15 protein-coding genes are annotated in these 13,463 nt (G+C 47.6%); 6 read left to right on the top strand and 9 right to left on the bottom strand.

The annotated features are described in order from the left end of the window. Window positions 1-6: 6 nt before the first annotated feature. Window positions 7-1,104, bottom strand: a complete 1,098-nt coding sequence (locus tag C4F51_RS10215; RefSeq protein ID WP_193909500.1) for a helix-turn-helix domain-containing protein — start codon at window positions 1,102-1,104, stop codon at window positions 7-9. A 488-nt stretch (window positions 1,105-1,592) separates the two neighbouring features. Between C4F51_RS10215 and C4F51_RS10205 the strand changes: the two genes are divergently transcribed. Continuing rightward, window positions 1,593-2,728 (top strand): IS3 family transposase gene (locus tag C4F51_RS10205; RefSeq protein WP_202987589.1). Its coding sequence is split into 2 segments (ribosomal slippage): window positions 1,593-1,836 and window positions 1,836-2,728, totalling 1,137 coding nucleotides; the frame shifts between segments, so codons are not numbered across the junction. Here C4F51_RS10205 and C4F51_RS10200 read toward each other — a convergent pair. The 6 genes from C4F51_RS10200 to C4F51_RS10180 all read right to left on the bottom strand — a co-directional run bounded on the left by C4F51_RS10200 (window position 2,680) and on the right by C4F51_RS10180 (window position 6,278). Then, the gene (locus tag C4F51_RS10200; protein ID WP_193909498.1) at window positions 2,680-3,033 is read right to left on the bottom strand and encodes a hypothetical protein; all 354 of its coding nucleotides are present in this window, start codon (window positions 3,031-3,033) and stop codon (window positions 2,680-2,682) included. The two genes, C4F51_RS10205 and C4F51_RS10200, sit on opposite strands and share 49 nt — an antisense overlap. A gap of 401 nt (window positions 3,034-3,434) precedes the next feature. Beyond that, window positions 3,435-3,803, bottom strand: a complete 369-nt coding sequence (locus tag C4F51_RS10195; protein ID WP_193909496.1) for a hypothetical protein — start codon at window positions 3,801-3,803, stop codon at window positions 3,435-3,437. 128 nt (window positions 3,804-3,931) lie between these two features. Next, window positions 3,932-4,615, bottom strand: coding sequence for a hypothetical protein (locus tag C4F51_RS10190; protein ID WP_193909494.1), 684 nt, complete (start codon window positions 4,613-4,615; stop codon window positions 3,932-3,934). A gap of 106 nt (window positions 4,616-4,721) precedes the next feature. Next, the gene (locus tag C4F51_RS10185) at window positions 4,722-5,471 is read right to left on the bottom strand and encodes a hypothetical protein (protein WP_193909492.1); all 750 of its coding nucleotides are present in this window, start codon (window positions 5,469-5,471) and stop codon (window positions 4,722-4,724) included. A 112-nt stretch (window positions 5,472-5,583) separates the two neighbouring features. After that, window positions 5,584-5,691, bottom strand: a complete 108-nt coding sequence (locus tag C4F51_RS18400; protein WP_407926933.1) for a S24/S26 family peptidase — start codon at window positions 5,689-5,691, stop codon at window positions 5,584-5,586. A 17-nt stretch (window positions 5,692-5,708) separates the two neighbouring features. After that, window positions 5,709-6,278, bottom strand: coding sequence for a LexA family protein (locus C4F51_RS10180; protein ID WP_328701428.1), 570 nt, complete (start codon window positions 6,276-6,278; stop codon window positions 5,709-5,711). A gap of 127 nt (window positions 6,279-6,405) precedes the next feature. Between C4F51_RS10180 and C4F51_RS18395 the strand changes: the two genes are divergently transcribed. The 3 genes from C4F51_RS18395 (at window position 6,406) to C4F51_RS10165 (ending at window position 7,785) form a co-directional block, all read left to right on the top strand. Next, window positions 6,406-6,579, top strand: a complete 174-nt coding sequence (locus C4F51_RS18395; protein WP_193909488.1) for a helix-turn-helix domain-containing protein — start codon at window positions 6,406-6,408, stop codon at window positions 6,577-6,579. Window positions 6,580-6,833: 254 nt separating this feature from the next. Then, window positions 6,834-7,160 carry a hypothetical protein gene (locus tag C4F51_RS10170; RefSeq protein ID WP_193909486.1) on the top strand — a complete coding sequence of 109 codons (327 nt, stop codon included), beginning with the start codon at window positions 6,834-6,836 and terminating at the stop codon, window positions 7,158-7,160. Window positions 7,161-7,470: 310 nt separating this feature from the next. Beyond that, on the top strand, window positions 7,471-7,785 hold the full coding sequence (locus tag C4F51_RS10165) for a hypothetical protein (RefSeq protein ID WP_193909484.1): 315 nt from the start codon (window positions 7,471-7,473) through the stop codon (window positions 7,783-7,785). Between the two features lie 69 nt (window positions 7,786-7,854). On the opposite strand, the gene C4F51_RS10160 is transcribed toward C4F51_RS10165, so the two are convergent. Further along, a complete protein-coding gene (locus tag C4F51_RS10160; RefSeq protein ID WP_193909483.1) occupies window positions 7,855-8,826 on the bottom strand; it encodes a GGDEF domain-containing protein in 972 nt (323 codons plus the stop codon). Window positions 8,827-8,845: 19 nt separating this feature from the next. Continuing rightward, complete coding sequence (locus C4F51_RS10155; protein ID WP_193909482.1) at window positions 8,846-9,460, bottom strand: histidine kinase; 615 nt, start codon at window positions 9,458-9,460, stop codon at window positions 8,846-8,848. A 274-nt stretch (window positions 9,461-9,734) separates the two neighbouring features. On the opposite strand from C4F51_RS10155, the gene C4F51_RS10150 reads away from it, so the two are divergent. After that, window positions 9,735-11,795 carry a M3 family metallopeptidase gene (locus tag C4F51_RS10150; protein WP_193909481.1) on the top strand — a complete coding sequence of 687 codons (2,061 nt, stop codon included), beginning with the start codon at window positions 9,735-9,737 and terminating at the stop codon, window positions 11,793-11,795. A gap of 34 nt (window positions 11,796-11,829) precedes the next feature. Further along, window positions 11,830-13,461, top strand: a complete 1,632-nt coding sequence (locus C4F51_RS10145; RefSeq protein WP_193909480.1) for a peptide ABC transporter substrate-binding protein — start codon at window positions 11,830-11,832, stop codon at window positions 13,459-13,461. The last annotated feature ends 2 nt before the right edge of the window (window positions 13,462-13,463 follow it).

Below are 13,463 nucleotides of genomic sequence, written 5' to 3'. Positions count from 1 at the left end.
TGGGTGTTAGTTTTTCACGAGTTGTAATTTGCCCATTCTGGGTGGTGACGGCATGTGAAGCTGGTTGCTTTCCACAACAACCGGGGCAAGACCAAATAAGTAGGGCACCAAGTCACTTCTCTTAAGATTGAGCTCACTGGCAATTTTCTGAAGAGACTTTCCGTTATCTCGGGTAAAAGTAAGTACTTTTTGTAAAATTTGGGAGTTTTCTCGGGGGGATGGATCGATCTCTTTGGTGCGGGCGCCCTTGGTTGAAAGCTCGATACATATGTCTCGGTAAACCCATTCGCTTAAAAGGCCAACCTTATGTAATCGGTAGGTAAGCGCCATTGCTGAAACATTCCAAAATTTTTTGGTTTTAATTACCGCTGCGGTAGTCTTGCACGTGGACGCGTATGCAAAAATACTCTCCTTAGGCATTAATAGCGCTGATGCAAAGGCATTAGCCTCAGCCTCTACCTGCTTACCCTTATTTTCTCCATGCCTATGCAATACCAAGTGGCCAAGCTCGTGAGCGGCGTCAAATCTGCTGGCTTCGTTAGATTTCTGGGTGTTCAGAAATACGAAAGGAGTGGTTCCTCTTCGCCAGCAGGAAAAGGCGTTTACTTGGTTGGTCTCCTCCGACAAGGAATAAACACGGATGCCCTTGGATTCCAGCAGATGAACAAGGTTTTTAATGGGAGCTTGTCCCAGCAACCATTCGTTTCTTACCACCATTGCTGCTGCTTCAGGTTCCATTCCTGAACAATCTGGCACATTAATTAGAGGTAAGTTGAAGTTCTTGTCTATCCAGTCAGAAAACAAATAAGCGATGCCGCCAGCGGCGAGCGCAGCATCACGTTGGCTTGCGGTCATGCGAGAGAAAGAGCGAAAACTGGCATTATCTCCCGTGGGTGCTTCTATGTCATCGCCAGAAAAAAAGCTGACTGGAAAGCCGAGAGTGTTTGCGAGCAGTTTTAGGCTCTCCTCTGTAGGCTCTTGTATGCTTTTTTCATAAAGTGTAATCAGCTTCGAACTTAGGCCAGCGCGCTCTGCTAGCACTACTTTGGTGAGACCTCTGCGCTGTCTGGCCAGAATTAGCCTATTGGGGTTAAATAGTTTCATGATCTCTCTGTCACGGGTATATCTATGTCTGGACTCAAATCTGGTCCATTGTAGCTGGGTTGATCCACATGGAAGGTCGGCATGATAAAGCGTGGTTCCCAGTCGTCAACCTTTCCGGCTTCGGTCATATTAATTGGGCGAGACAGTTCATATTGTACAGTGCGTGTATCTTTATCTACGTAAAATAATAGTACCCAAAGGGTTTGTTTGTTCTCGTTTCTACTACGAAATTGCTGTAAATGTTCTCTGCTGAGAGGAAATAGATCAGCTTGGTTCGAGTTAAAGGCAATGCTTCTGGATGTCTGGTTGCCTCTTTTATTGCGTGTTTGGGGTTTTTTGTGAGGATTTGCGGTATCCTGGTTGCCGTACATCACAGTGATGGCATGTGGACTTCCCAGACTCTAGTGGACACGCCTAAGCTACACAATGGACTTCCCAGACTCTAGTGGACACGCCTAAGCTACACAACGAGCATAGGAGGAAGTCATATGAGTAATCAACGGTATACCCCGGAATTTAAAGACGAAGCAGTTAAGCAGGTCACCGAACGTGGATATTCCATTGCCGAGGTGGCCCAGCGCCTTGGCGTTTCTACACACAGCCTTTACAAATGGGTCAACGCGGCAGCACCCGATAAATCGGATGTTCAGGAGCGGGAGTTACTGGAGGCAAAACGTGAAATTCTTAAACTCAAATCACAATTGCAACGTACGGAAGAAGAGCGCGATATATTAAAAAAGGCCGCGCGGTACTTTGCCAGCCAGCCCGAGTGAAGTACCAATATATCAACGATCATCAGCACTGCTTTAGCATTCAACTGATGTGTCGGTTGTTTGGAGTAGCACGCAGTGGTTTTTATCAATGGCTCCATAAATCCTCATCCCATCGATCCCTGGAGGATGCTCGATTACTGGTGTTGATTCGTGACTCCTATAACGCAAGTCACGGTATTTATGGCTCACCACGCATTTGTCTCGATTTACGTGAAATCGGTGAGCGTTGTAGTAAGCACCGCGTGGCGAGAATCATGAAAACCCATCAAATCAAGGCTATTCGCGGCTATAAGGCTCCCGGGAAAATTGTTGGGCGTCCATCATTGGTCAGTTCAAATCAGCTCAACCGGGAATTTACAGTCGAACAGCCGGATCATTATTGGGTGACGGATATTACCTATATCAGAACCTGGCAAGGCTGGTTGTATTTGGCGGTTGTAGTGGATCTGTTTTCACGCAAGGTGGTGGGCTGGTCAATGAAGCCTTCGTTGGCCAAAGAGATTGTGCTGGATGCGTTGCTGATGGCTGTTTGGCGCCGCCGTCCTAAACAACGGGTGTTGATACACTCTGACCAAGGCTCACAGTATGGCAGTGATGAGTGGTTGCGCTTTTGCAAGCACCACAATCTTGAGCCCAGTATGAGTCGGCGTGGAAATTGTTGGGATAATGCCGTTGCCGAATCATTTTTTAGCAGCCTGAAAAAGGAACGCATCAAGAAAAGGATTTATAAAACCCGTGAAATGGCGCGGGCAGACGTGTTTGATTATATCGAGATGTTCTACAATCAAACGCGTCGCCATAGTCATCTCGGTGGCGTCAGTCCGGAGGCGTTTGAACGCGCCTCAAAATGAGCTTTGGATTTGTCTATGAAAGGCTGGGAAGTCCAATGCTTGCCATCAGGTGAGACTACACGCGGCTGGTTGTTTAGGTTTTCAGGGGTCCAGCCTTTGGCAATCAATTGACGACGTATTGTCTCTATTCCGTTCATCCAGGCGAGGGTCCCACCAGCGCCTTTTGGTTTCAAAGGGCCAGCGCTTACATAGGCTACAAAGCAATCAAATATGGTGTTTTCAAGGTCTTGGTGCGTAACACCAAGCAGGTTCTCAATGGCAAGTTCCGGTGGAAGTGTGCGATAACGGGGGGCTGAAAAATTCATAGTCTATGCTCCAGAGTGTTTCCGCTTATCCTACATCATTTGATGTTTAAAAAAAGGAAATTATTTCATTGAGCTTTGTCAGGGGCGGCGCTAACCTCAGTCGGTCCCATTTATTGGGAGCATTGAGATGGCTAGAAGGCGAATTTCAGTAACGAGCGAGTCAGTAACCGGTAGAAATGAGTCGTTTCATGACAATTTCAAGAATTTGGATATGACCAGGCCTCAATTTGTAAAATCGATTAAGGCGGGTGAATATGAGAACTATCATGTTCGGAATATCAATGGAATCGATACTCCGGTGTCCAATCCAGATGCCAGTAAAAACAATAACCTTGACTAATCAGGTTAGAAAGAATGTTTGCGATTGAGATATCCGCTCGCTAAATAGCAGGCTTTTGGTTTTATGGGTGTTTGGTTTCTGCTGGCGCTTGGTGGGCGTAGGTGTTTTCTTCTGTAGTTGGTGCTTCAGGTGATGGCTGTTCGTTTGTTCTTCCTACTTCTTCGTTCATCAAAATTCTAATTGCAGGCAATTCGCCCAAGCATTTGCTGATGCCGAGCAGTAGTAATCCTGTGAACAGGCCGGTCAAAAGTATCCAAAAGGCAAACCATAATGCGGCAGGGTTAAATATCTTTCTGTAGGTGTATTCCGGGTGGGGGATTTCTGCGTAGAACCCAGCGTACAGAAGGGAAATTATTATGCTGCCGATTATAAACGTTACGCCCCAAGCACCGATGTAGTTGTCTTGTGGGTATATGATTTGTTTGGTCATTTTTCAATTCCTTTTAAGTTAAGCCCACCGTGCAGCGGGCTTTCTTGTGGTGGGTGTTTAGATAAGTGATATTTCGGTGATTCGTTAAGCTAGCTTTTCCTTAAGCTGTTCATCCTGATCATCTGTTTTTATTGGGTTGCAAGCAGGGCTTGGTAGCCGGTAAGAACGTCTTTCAGTCCGGCTTTTTCAGATGAGGTGACAGTGTGGTCGTCGTAGTACTTGTCGCCGTTGAAGCGGATTATTGTTTCTTTGGAGTTGATTATTTTTTTCAATATTGCGATATCCGTTTCGGTTGCCATTTTGTCTTCCCATTCCCATATTTTGCCTGATCCATTGTCGCGTTCGAATTTTGTTGGCGGCATGTCGATGCGCTCGCCGTCTATAAGAAATATGTAACTTCTAACGAATAGCCAGCTATCTGATTTGTAAAACAGATCCTGTCTTAACCATGGTTTGCGACCTTCGCGGTATCCGATATAAGCACTTATGCGAGTATCTGCCAGGGATGCGTACTTGTATTTGTACCATGTGACTTGATTGACCTTATCGTGAGACGTGGTAAGGTTCTGCATTGCTTTGGCGGTATCGGCCTCTTTGCGCTTGCTTTCGGCTAGCTTCGCTTTTTCTTCCGCTGCTTTCTTTTCTGCGATTATTTTTTCGCTTGTGCCGTTTTTAAGTTCGTCGAACTCTTTTTCGAGTTTCTCGCTTTTTTGCTGCTCGGCCTGAAGTAAAGCCTTTAATGTATTTACTTCTTCCTGATTGGAGCCGGTGAGTGTCAATAGCGCGATAATCACTATGATTAAGTGCTTCATTTGCGTTCCTTACATTAGTTTGGCGGTAGGTCCGATCAGCTGTGACATTGTTCAACTTCTTTTGTGTTGAGCCCGCTGAGTAGCGGGCTTTTTTGTGGGGTTTTGGTTAGAAGTGCGCGGTTTGCGTGATGCTTATACTGGTTGGTGTGGCTTCGTGAACAATAAATTTTGCGCCCTTATAGCCGTATTCTTTGCCCGGAACATAATCAAAAGAAAACTCGTGGGCATTTATGTCTTGCAGCGTAGAGCCAAAATACTCTTGATATGCAAATTCAATTTTCCCGCCTGACATGCCTTTGTAGGTAATGGCTTTTCCTAGTCCTTGATATTTAAGTGAGGCGTCAACTGAAGGGCTGTTGGTGTAGGCTACCGTGTCATTCGTCCTTATGAATTGCGCGATGTTCAGGTTAATGGGGACAATAAATGGTTGCGCCGGGCGGCCGTATTTTGAAATGGCAATACCGCCTCTGGTGTGGTGGGCGTTCTGGCCGTGAACAATAACAGCGGGTTTGTCGCTGATGTACAAGTCATAGTTACGGTCGCTTGATGCGAGCGTTGCTCTGCCGGAGAAGATTGTTGCGGGGAGGTTGTTGGTTTTTACTTTAACGGCCGGGATTATTGCAAATTTCTTTGAGGAATTTGCGGAGCCGTTGATGTCCCGTTCAATATTAATTGTGGGTACATTTTGAACCTTCCATGAGTCGACCACTACATCCCCGGCGTGGGCTGTTAGAGAGCTCAGGGGTTTGTCCGAGGCGGGCAGTTGGTGTGCTCCAAGCTTGGCCCATTCGCCATCTGGTCTTGTTTTGCAGCCGAATAGGCTGACAAGCATAAGCGCGATAATTAAGTGCTTCATTTGCATTCCTTACATTGGTTTTGCGGTAGGTGTGATCAACTGTGATATTGTTCACATTTCTACCGCTTTTGCCACTGTTCGGCGCGTAAATCTCGAAAAATTCCTCCTGCCTTTACTTTCTCCGGCGGTTCATCCAGGAGCCGGTGACAACTCCGCATATGTGGGTGCCTTCTGGCGCTTCGATTTTTCTGTTGGGATGATCCGGGTTAAGGGCGAGCAGGTAGGTGCCTTCCGGGGTTATCTGTAGCCGCTTGAAGGTATGTTTATTGTCGGGGGGCGGGGGCGGGGGCGGGCAACTACATCGTTACCATGCAAAGCATCTATGCCCGGATCGACCAAAATGTATTCACCTTCTCTGTACTCTGGCCACATGGAGTCGCGTGTTACTGCCAGGCAAAAGGCGTGTTGGCTAAAGGGAAACGGGCAATCCAGCCATTCTTCGGCATCGCAGGGCGCGTGATTATCCGGTGATTCGCACCATCCGCCAGCTTTAACCCAAGAGATTAAAGGTATCTTCTTTACTGGTATGGCATCAGGTGGGGTGAAATAGGGGTTCGCTTGGGATATTGCTACAGGTTGTGGCTGGCTGCCGCCTACCGGCTCGCCTTTTCCGGTGCTGAGCCAATAAGAGTTAATATTGAGGTGGTGGCCAAGAATCGAATCAAAGGCCGATTCGTTTTGGTCACCTCGCTCAATTTTTGAAATAGTGCCCTGTTTAACTCCGCTGGCTTCAGCCAGTTGTATTTGAGTTAGCCCGGCACGTTTTCGAGCCAACTGAAGGCGCTCTCCGTAAGTTAAGTTTTCTATAGCGCAACAATACTACTCAGATAGTAAAGCAATCAAACTACTTTAGCATTTTAATGTTGACTGCTTTTGGGGTAAAAATACCAACTTGGTATTAATTGTAAAATTGCCTAGGTAATTTGGTGTTGATATGAGATTGAGGTTTTATGGGGAAAAGGCGGGGCTTACTCAAAAGCAGCTGGAGGCGTCTTCGGGTGTAAGGCAGGTGACCATCTCCAAGTTGGAAAGAGGGGGGCAGCGTCTTGCCGACCTTGGTGGTCGCGCGAAAAATACACGGGGCGCTAATGCGCTCTGGCTGTTCTGAGCTGACCATTGATCTGCTGTTTCCGCCGAAAGACTGAGAAGTTCACTCCCGTTGAATCTTCGCTACGTTGTAATTATTTCCAAGCTGGATGTATACGATACTGCCCTCATAATTTATGTACTCTGCCGTTTCCCGCCCTGCATTTGTCCGCGAATATCGAAGGCTGAAGAAGCCTTCCGTTTTGCTGGATGATATATTCCCCTGAAATCTTTTTTTAGTCTTTCCTGATGCCACAAAAACTGCGGGGTTGATGTATGAAACTGGTTAAGTTCGAGCGCGGAGAGGTTGAATTGCCGGGTGGGGTTGTTATGTCGCTGTCCGTCGATTGGTCGGGGGTTGAGCCGGTTATTCGCTATTTTTACTACCGCCCGGAAGCGGGGCCGGAAGATATTTTGGGCAAAGGTACGATTCCGTTAAATCAACAGGATAAGGATTTGCTGGCAGCGAAGTTGAAAGCATCGCCAGATGCCGCCTGGATGTTGGAGTCGCAACCTGCGGATGGAAAACATACGCAGGCAACCGAAGCATTTAAAGAAGCCAGTCGCCTGGCGAAGGATTGGGCGCTCGATAATTTACAATAAAAATTGCGTCAGTTCGGTCGATTTTTATTCAAAATAAAGCCAGAGAAAGCTGCTCCAATCGAGTATTTACAAATAAAAAGGCGCGATTTTCATTTAATTTAGTCGTTTTTTATGACAAAAAGCTGTCATTTGTGCCATTTGTGATTTATTTAACAATATCGTGTACTCTGTGTCGGTCGGGTACAAATTTTGAACAATATTGACGGTTCTTAAGCTGTAACGATGAGCAATGCACTCCCCCATCCGAATGCCAGATGTTCATAAGGATGGTCGGTTCCGATTGGGTTCTTCCATATATAGGGATGTGCTTATGCCGTATTTACATGAAGAATGGACGAGTAATTATTTAAGTGAGACCAAGGTGTTGAGGGTGCGGATTTCTGTTGATGAACTCCCCCAAGCACTGTTGGATCCACTGGTCGAGTATCAGATTCTGGATACGTTAAACGTAGTAACCTTGGGCGAGGGACGTTTTCATTTGTCATCGCTGGGTCCCGAACGACTCCTTGAGTATTTGAGAGATTGTCGGGACTGCGGTCAGCTGGTAAGCAAGCGGGCCGTTTTACCGCTACAGCAGGTTGCCTGTGAAATGGTACTGGGCTGGGCGCGGGAAAAATTCGGTTAAATAGCGGATTGTTTTTTAATCCAATCGCCATCTACAGAAAAAGCCCCGAACTTTTTCCGTGGATTTTTTTTATTCTGGCGAATGTACCTCAATTCGATTTCTGCCATTTTGTTTTGCCTGATATAACGCCTGATCTGCACGTTCCAGCCATTCCCGGTAGTTCACAATCGAGTTGTTGAGCTCACAAATCCCCAGACTGATGGTAAATTGCACCGGTTGATTGGCGAGAATCATTGATAGCTTTTCAATATTCAGGCGCAGCCGTTCAGCAAAGTGTGCCGCCCCCTCAGCCTTGGTTCCGGTAAGAATAATGCCAAACTCTTCGCCGCCGTACCGGCCGGCAATATCTGCATCCCTCAATTGCAAACAGATACTTCTACTGACCATGCGAATGACATCATCACCGGTGGTGTGGCCGTAGGTGTCATTGATGCGTTTGAAATGGTCAATGTCGAGCATGATCAGTGAGGCGGGCAGCTGGTAGCGATCAAAGCGTTGAAACTCCTGCAACAAACGATTTTCCCAATAACCCCGGTTAAATAACCCGCTGAGATGGTCAATACGGCTGAGGTTTTTCAGTTGCTCGTTGGCCTGTTGCTGCGCCATTTTATTGATGGCGGTATCGGTTACGTCGTACACAATCAGGCAAATGTGATCCACCCGGCCACGTGAGTCCATTAACGGAATCAGGGTGGTGTTTTGATACATGTGCGGGGCGGTGCCGGTGATAGGGCGGTAGTGTGAAAAGCGGAACAGGTAAGGGCGCTGTTCCCAGGTGGTAAATGCTGCATTGTGCAAAATAAAGACAGATTCAGCTTTGCGCTTGAACCAGCTTTCCGGCAATTCCGGGAAGATACTGAAGATGGTTTGTTCGAGAACGCTTTCCGGGGCTTTACCGCTGTGGTTTTGCATAAAGCTGTTCCACAGTTCAATTTCATAATTTCGATTCATTACCACCAGGCCGGCATCGATATTCTGCAGAATATCCATTAACCAATGAACATCATTAATCAGATTGTTGAGGTCATTGGGTGGCGTCATAACGGGTAATGGCTCTTTTTTAATCAATCAGGTAGTTGAGCTTTTCAATAAGACCGTCAATGGCATGCTCAGCTATCACCAGCAGCAGATCACAATTAATCTGGTGGTTTTTAATGGTGTAGTTAATCTCAATAACCAAGGCCTGCTTCCATTGCATTCTGTTGTTTTCGAGCAGTTCGGTGATGCGGCGGTGTTGGCCTAGCAGCATTGGCGGGCCAAGGCTGAAGTGTGTGTCCAGTTGTTCTGCCAGGCTGCGTAAACACGCGCCGTTGAGAACATTGGCGGTATCCATCAATAATTCATTGCGTACATCGCCCACCACCACGCTGTCGTATTTGAGCAGGCTGGCCAGATCATCATAGTTGGTATCGTTGAAGATCAACATAGCTTCGCCGGCAATACCACCGCCAATGAACCCCTGGCAAACGCCATACAGCGGGCTGCCGTCTTCACTGTTCAGTGATTGCAAAGCCATGGCGATATCGGTGGGCGTGAGAGCGCTAACATGCGGGATGGAGAGGCTGACAAATACATTGAGCAACCTGGCCAAGCGATCCCCGGCCTGACCCATGGCGATATTGGTGAGTTCTTGCAGGCAATCGCGCTGGGGTTCGGTTAGTAGAGAGGCGCTCATCGGGTAGAGTAGATAAAGGGCTTTGGCCGGTTGATTAAAAAGTTTGCCAAGCTTAGCAGTATTCTGTGCAAATGTATGGTGTTACGGGGCTGTCTTGTTGTTTTATGTCATGGTAAATGCGCTTTTCAGGCGGTACTTTCGTGAAGCTCCCGGCAAATACTGGCACCTCTGCGGGGAGGCTGGTGCGAAATTTGCGTGCAGCTGGTAGATTGGAATACTGACCGTCTGTTATGGTTGAATTTTTGTAATATATCGATTCGTTATTGAGGGACATATGAATAAAAAATGCCGGTTGAAAAAGACTCCCGTTTACCGCTTTCTATTCGCTGGCCTTGCCAGTAGTTGCCTGGCGTTATTGGCCGGTTGCTCTCAACAACCTGCAACACCCTCACCGGATACCACCTCTGCCCTTAATTGGACCGCACCGGATGACCAGCAAGCCCAAGCCTGGTTGGCCGCATGTGAAACCGATTTCAAAAAAGCAGAGCACCAATTTAAAGCACTGGAGCAGGGGAAGTTTCCGGCAGCCTCCGGTTTGCTGAATGCAATAAACGATCTGGACATCACTCTGGATGGTCGTCTCAGTCAGGCCAGTTTACATGCCAACGTAAACCCGAATGCCCAGGTTCGCGATGTGGCTCGAACCTGCCAACAAAATTTTGTTACCTTGCTGAGTGATATCAGCCTCTCCCGTCCTTTATACAATCACCTGGTGGCCGTCGACCAATCGGCACTGAATCCGCTGGACAAGCGTTTTGTTGAAAAAATGATCAGGGATTATCGCCGTTCGGGCGTGGATAAAAGCGAGGCTGTGCGTACCCGCATTCGTCAGCTGAACGAAGAAATCAATTTGATCGGGCAGGCCTTTAATAAAAATATCCTCGAAGACACGCGCAAAATTACCGTGGGCTCCGAATCTGAGCTGGCCGGTTTGCCCGCAGACTACATTGCCGCTCGTCAGCGCGATGAAGAAGGGCGGTTAATCATCACCACCGATTACCCGGACTATGTGCCGATGACGCAATACGCTGAAAATGATGAGCTGCGCAAGAAGCTCTATGTCATTTTTCGCCAACGCGCCTACCCGGATAATAAAGCCGTGCTGATGGATCTGATTCAAAAGCGTCATGAACTGGCGCAATTGTTGGGTTACGAAAACTACGCGGCTTACATCACGGAAGATAAAATGATTAAAAATCCGGGCAATGCCAGGGATTTTATTGACCGTGTTTTCAAGTTGGCAGAGCCGCGTGCAAAAGCCGAATACCAGGTATTGCTGGAGCGCATGCAGCAGATTAATCCGCAGGCCACCCGAGTAGAAGACTGGCAAAAAGCCTACCTTGAAAATCTGGTAAAAAAAGAAAAATACCAAATTGATTCACAAGCCGTGCGGCAATATTTTCAATACGACAAAGTTCGTCAGGGCATTTTCAAACTGACCGAAGATATGTTTCAGGTCAGCATTCGCCCCTGGAATACCGGCGTTTGGCACGACTCTGTGAATGCTTATGAAATCGTCGATAAAGATAAAGTCATTGGTCGTTTCTTTCTGGATATGCACCCGCGTGATGGCAAATACAAACACGCGGCGGCATTTACCCTTCAGGACGGTGTACGCGACCGTCAACTGCCTGTCTACGCGCTGGTGTGTAACTTCCCGGGCGGCGATGGCAGCTCCGGTTTGATGGAACACTCCGATGTTGAAACCTTCCTCCATGAATTTGGTCATTTATTGCACGGTATTTTTGCCGGCAACCAACCCTGGCTGGCCTTTTCCGGTATAAGAACCGAGTGGGATTTTGTTGAAGCACCGTCGCAAATGCTGGAAGAGTGGGTGTGGGACACAGAAACCCTGGCGACCTTTGCCACCAACGACAAAGGCGAAACTATTCCACCTGCACTGGTAAATAAAATGATTGCCGGTCGCGATTTCGGTAAAGGCATGTGGACGCAGCATCAACTTTTCTACGCCGCTTTGTCGCTGGGCGTTTATAACACGGATCCCGCCAATCTGGATCTCGACAAACTCACCGCCGAACTGCAAGCCCGTTATTCACCGTTCGGCTATGTTGACGATACCTATTTTTATGCCAGCTTCGGTCATTTGCACGGCTACTCGGCGATCTACTATACCTATATGTGGTCACTGGTCATTGCCGCAGATATGTACAGCGAGTTTGCCGAGCACGGTTTGCGCAATCCTGACATTGCCCAGCGTTATCGCCATTACGTGATGGAGCCGGGTGGCTCCAAAGATGCGGCCGATCTGGTAAAAGATTTTCTTGGCCGGGAATACAGTTTTGACGCTTTCGCCGAAGAATTGAATCACGATTGACATCAAGCTGATGCTTATGAGAGGTACAACGACAATGAAAAAAATGTTCCCCGGTGCGCTGATTGCGCTTATCGCCATGTCACTGCTCAGTGCTTGTTCCAGTGATCGACAAACCGCCGTGCAAACAGGTATTGAGCAGCAAATTTTGCATCTGGGTAATGGCGATGAACCTTCAGATGTGGATCCTCATGTAACCACGGGGATGCCGGAGGCGCATTTACAATATGCATTGTTTGAAGGTCTGGTGACCAAAAATGGCAAAACACTGGAGCCGGAACCTGCGGTGGCAGAATCCTGGACGATGTCGGAAGATGGAAAAACCTATACCTTTAAAATCCGCAACACCGCCCGCTGGTCAAACGGTGATGAAATTACTGCCGAAGATTTTATCTGGTCCTGGCAGCGCGCATTATTACCGGCACTGGGCAATCAATATGCTTACTCGCTGAATGTGATCCGCAATGCCGAGCAGTTCAATCGCGGTGAGATTACCGACTTCTCCGAAGTGGGTGTAAAAGCGCTGGACAAATACACCTTGCAGGTTGAACTGAACCATCCGGTTCCTTACTTTCTTGAACTGTTGGATCATCACAGCCTGTACCCGGTGCACCGCGCCACTATTGAAAAATTCGGCGCGGCTGATCAGCGCGGAACCCGCTGGACACGTCCGGAAAACTTTGTCGGTAATGGCGGGTTTGTAATTAAAGAATGGCAACCGAATAAAGTATTTTCTGTTAAAAAGAACCCTTTGTATTGGGATGCAGAAAATATTCGTTTAAATGAAATACACTTTTATCCCATTCAGCAATCCACTACCGAAGAACGCATGTACCGGGCAGGCCAACTGCATATCACCAAAACGGTTCCCTCGGCCAAGCTTGAGCAGTATCACGCTGAAAACGACCCGGCACTGAGATCCTTTTCATTCCTCGGCACCTATAATTATTTACTGAATACCACCAAGCCACCGTTGGATGATGTGCGTGTGCGTAAAGCACTTGCCTATTCAATAGACCGTGAGCAGATCACCAGCAAAGTAACCAAGGGCGGGCAGGTTCCTGCATTCCACTTTACGCCGCCGTTTGAAAATGGCTACCAGGCAACCGCCAATATTCCTTACGATATTGAACAGGCCAAAGCTTTGTTGTCCGAGGCGGGTTATCCCAATGGTGAAGGTTTCCCGGCCATCACCATTATGTACAACACCATGGAGGATCATCAGAAGATCGCCGTGGTGATTCAGCAAATGTGGAAGCGGGCGCTTAACATTAACGTCAATATTCAGAATCAGGATTGGAAAGTATTTCTTGCTACCTTAAGAACCGGCGATTACCAGGTTGCCCGCTCCGGATGGGTAGGCGATTATTACGATCCCAATACCTTTCTGGATGTATTTGTAACGGACGGCGGCAATAATAAAACCGGTTGGTCCAATGCCCGCTATGATGAATTGATTGTACTCGCTGCCAATACCGTGGATGAGCAACAGCGCTTGGCGTATTTCCAGGAGGCCGAAGCACTGTTGGTAGAAGAGGTGCCAACCATCCCGATTTACACCTATGCGACCAACAGTCTGGTGCATCCTTCGGTGAAAAACTGGCATAACAACCTGATGGATTACTACTCATACAAGCACGTTTATCTGGATGCATCCAATAACGAGTAGGT

It is taken from the genome of Cellvibrio polysaccharolyticus (assembly GCF_015182315.1).
GTDB lineage: Bacteria > Pseudomonadota > Gammaproteobacteria > Pseudomonadales > Cellvibrionaceae > Cellvibrio > Cellvibrio polysaccharolyticus.
The sequence above is the reverse complement of the archived record's forward strand: the minus strand, read 5'-3'. Positions and strand labels throughout refer to the sequence as shown.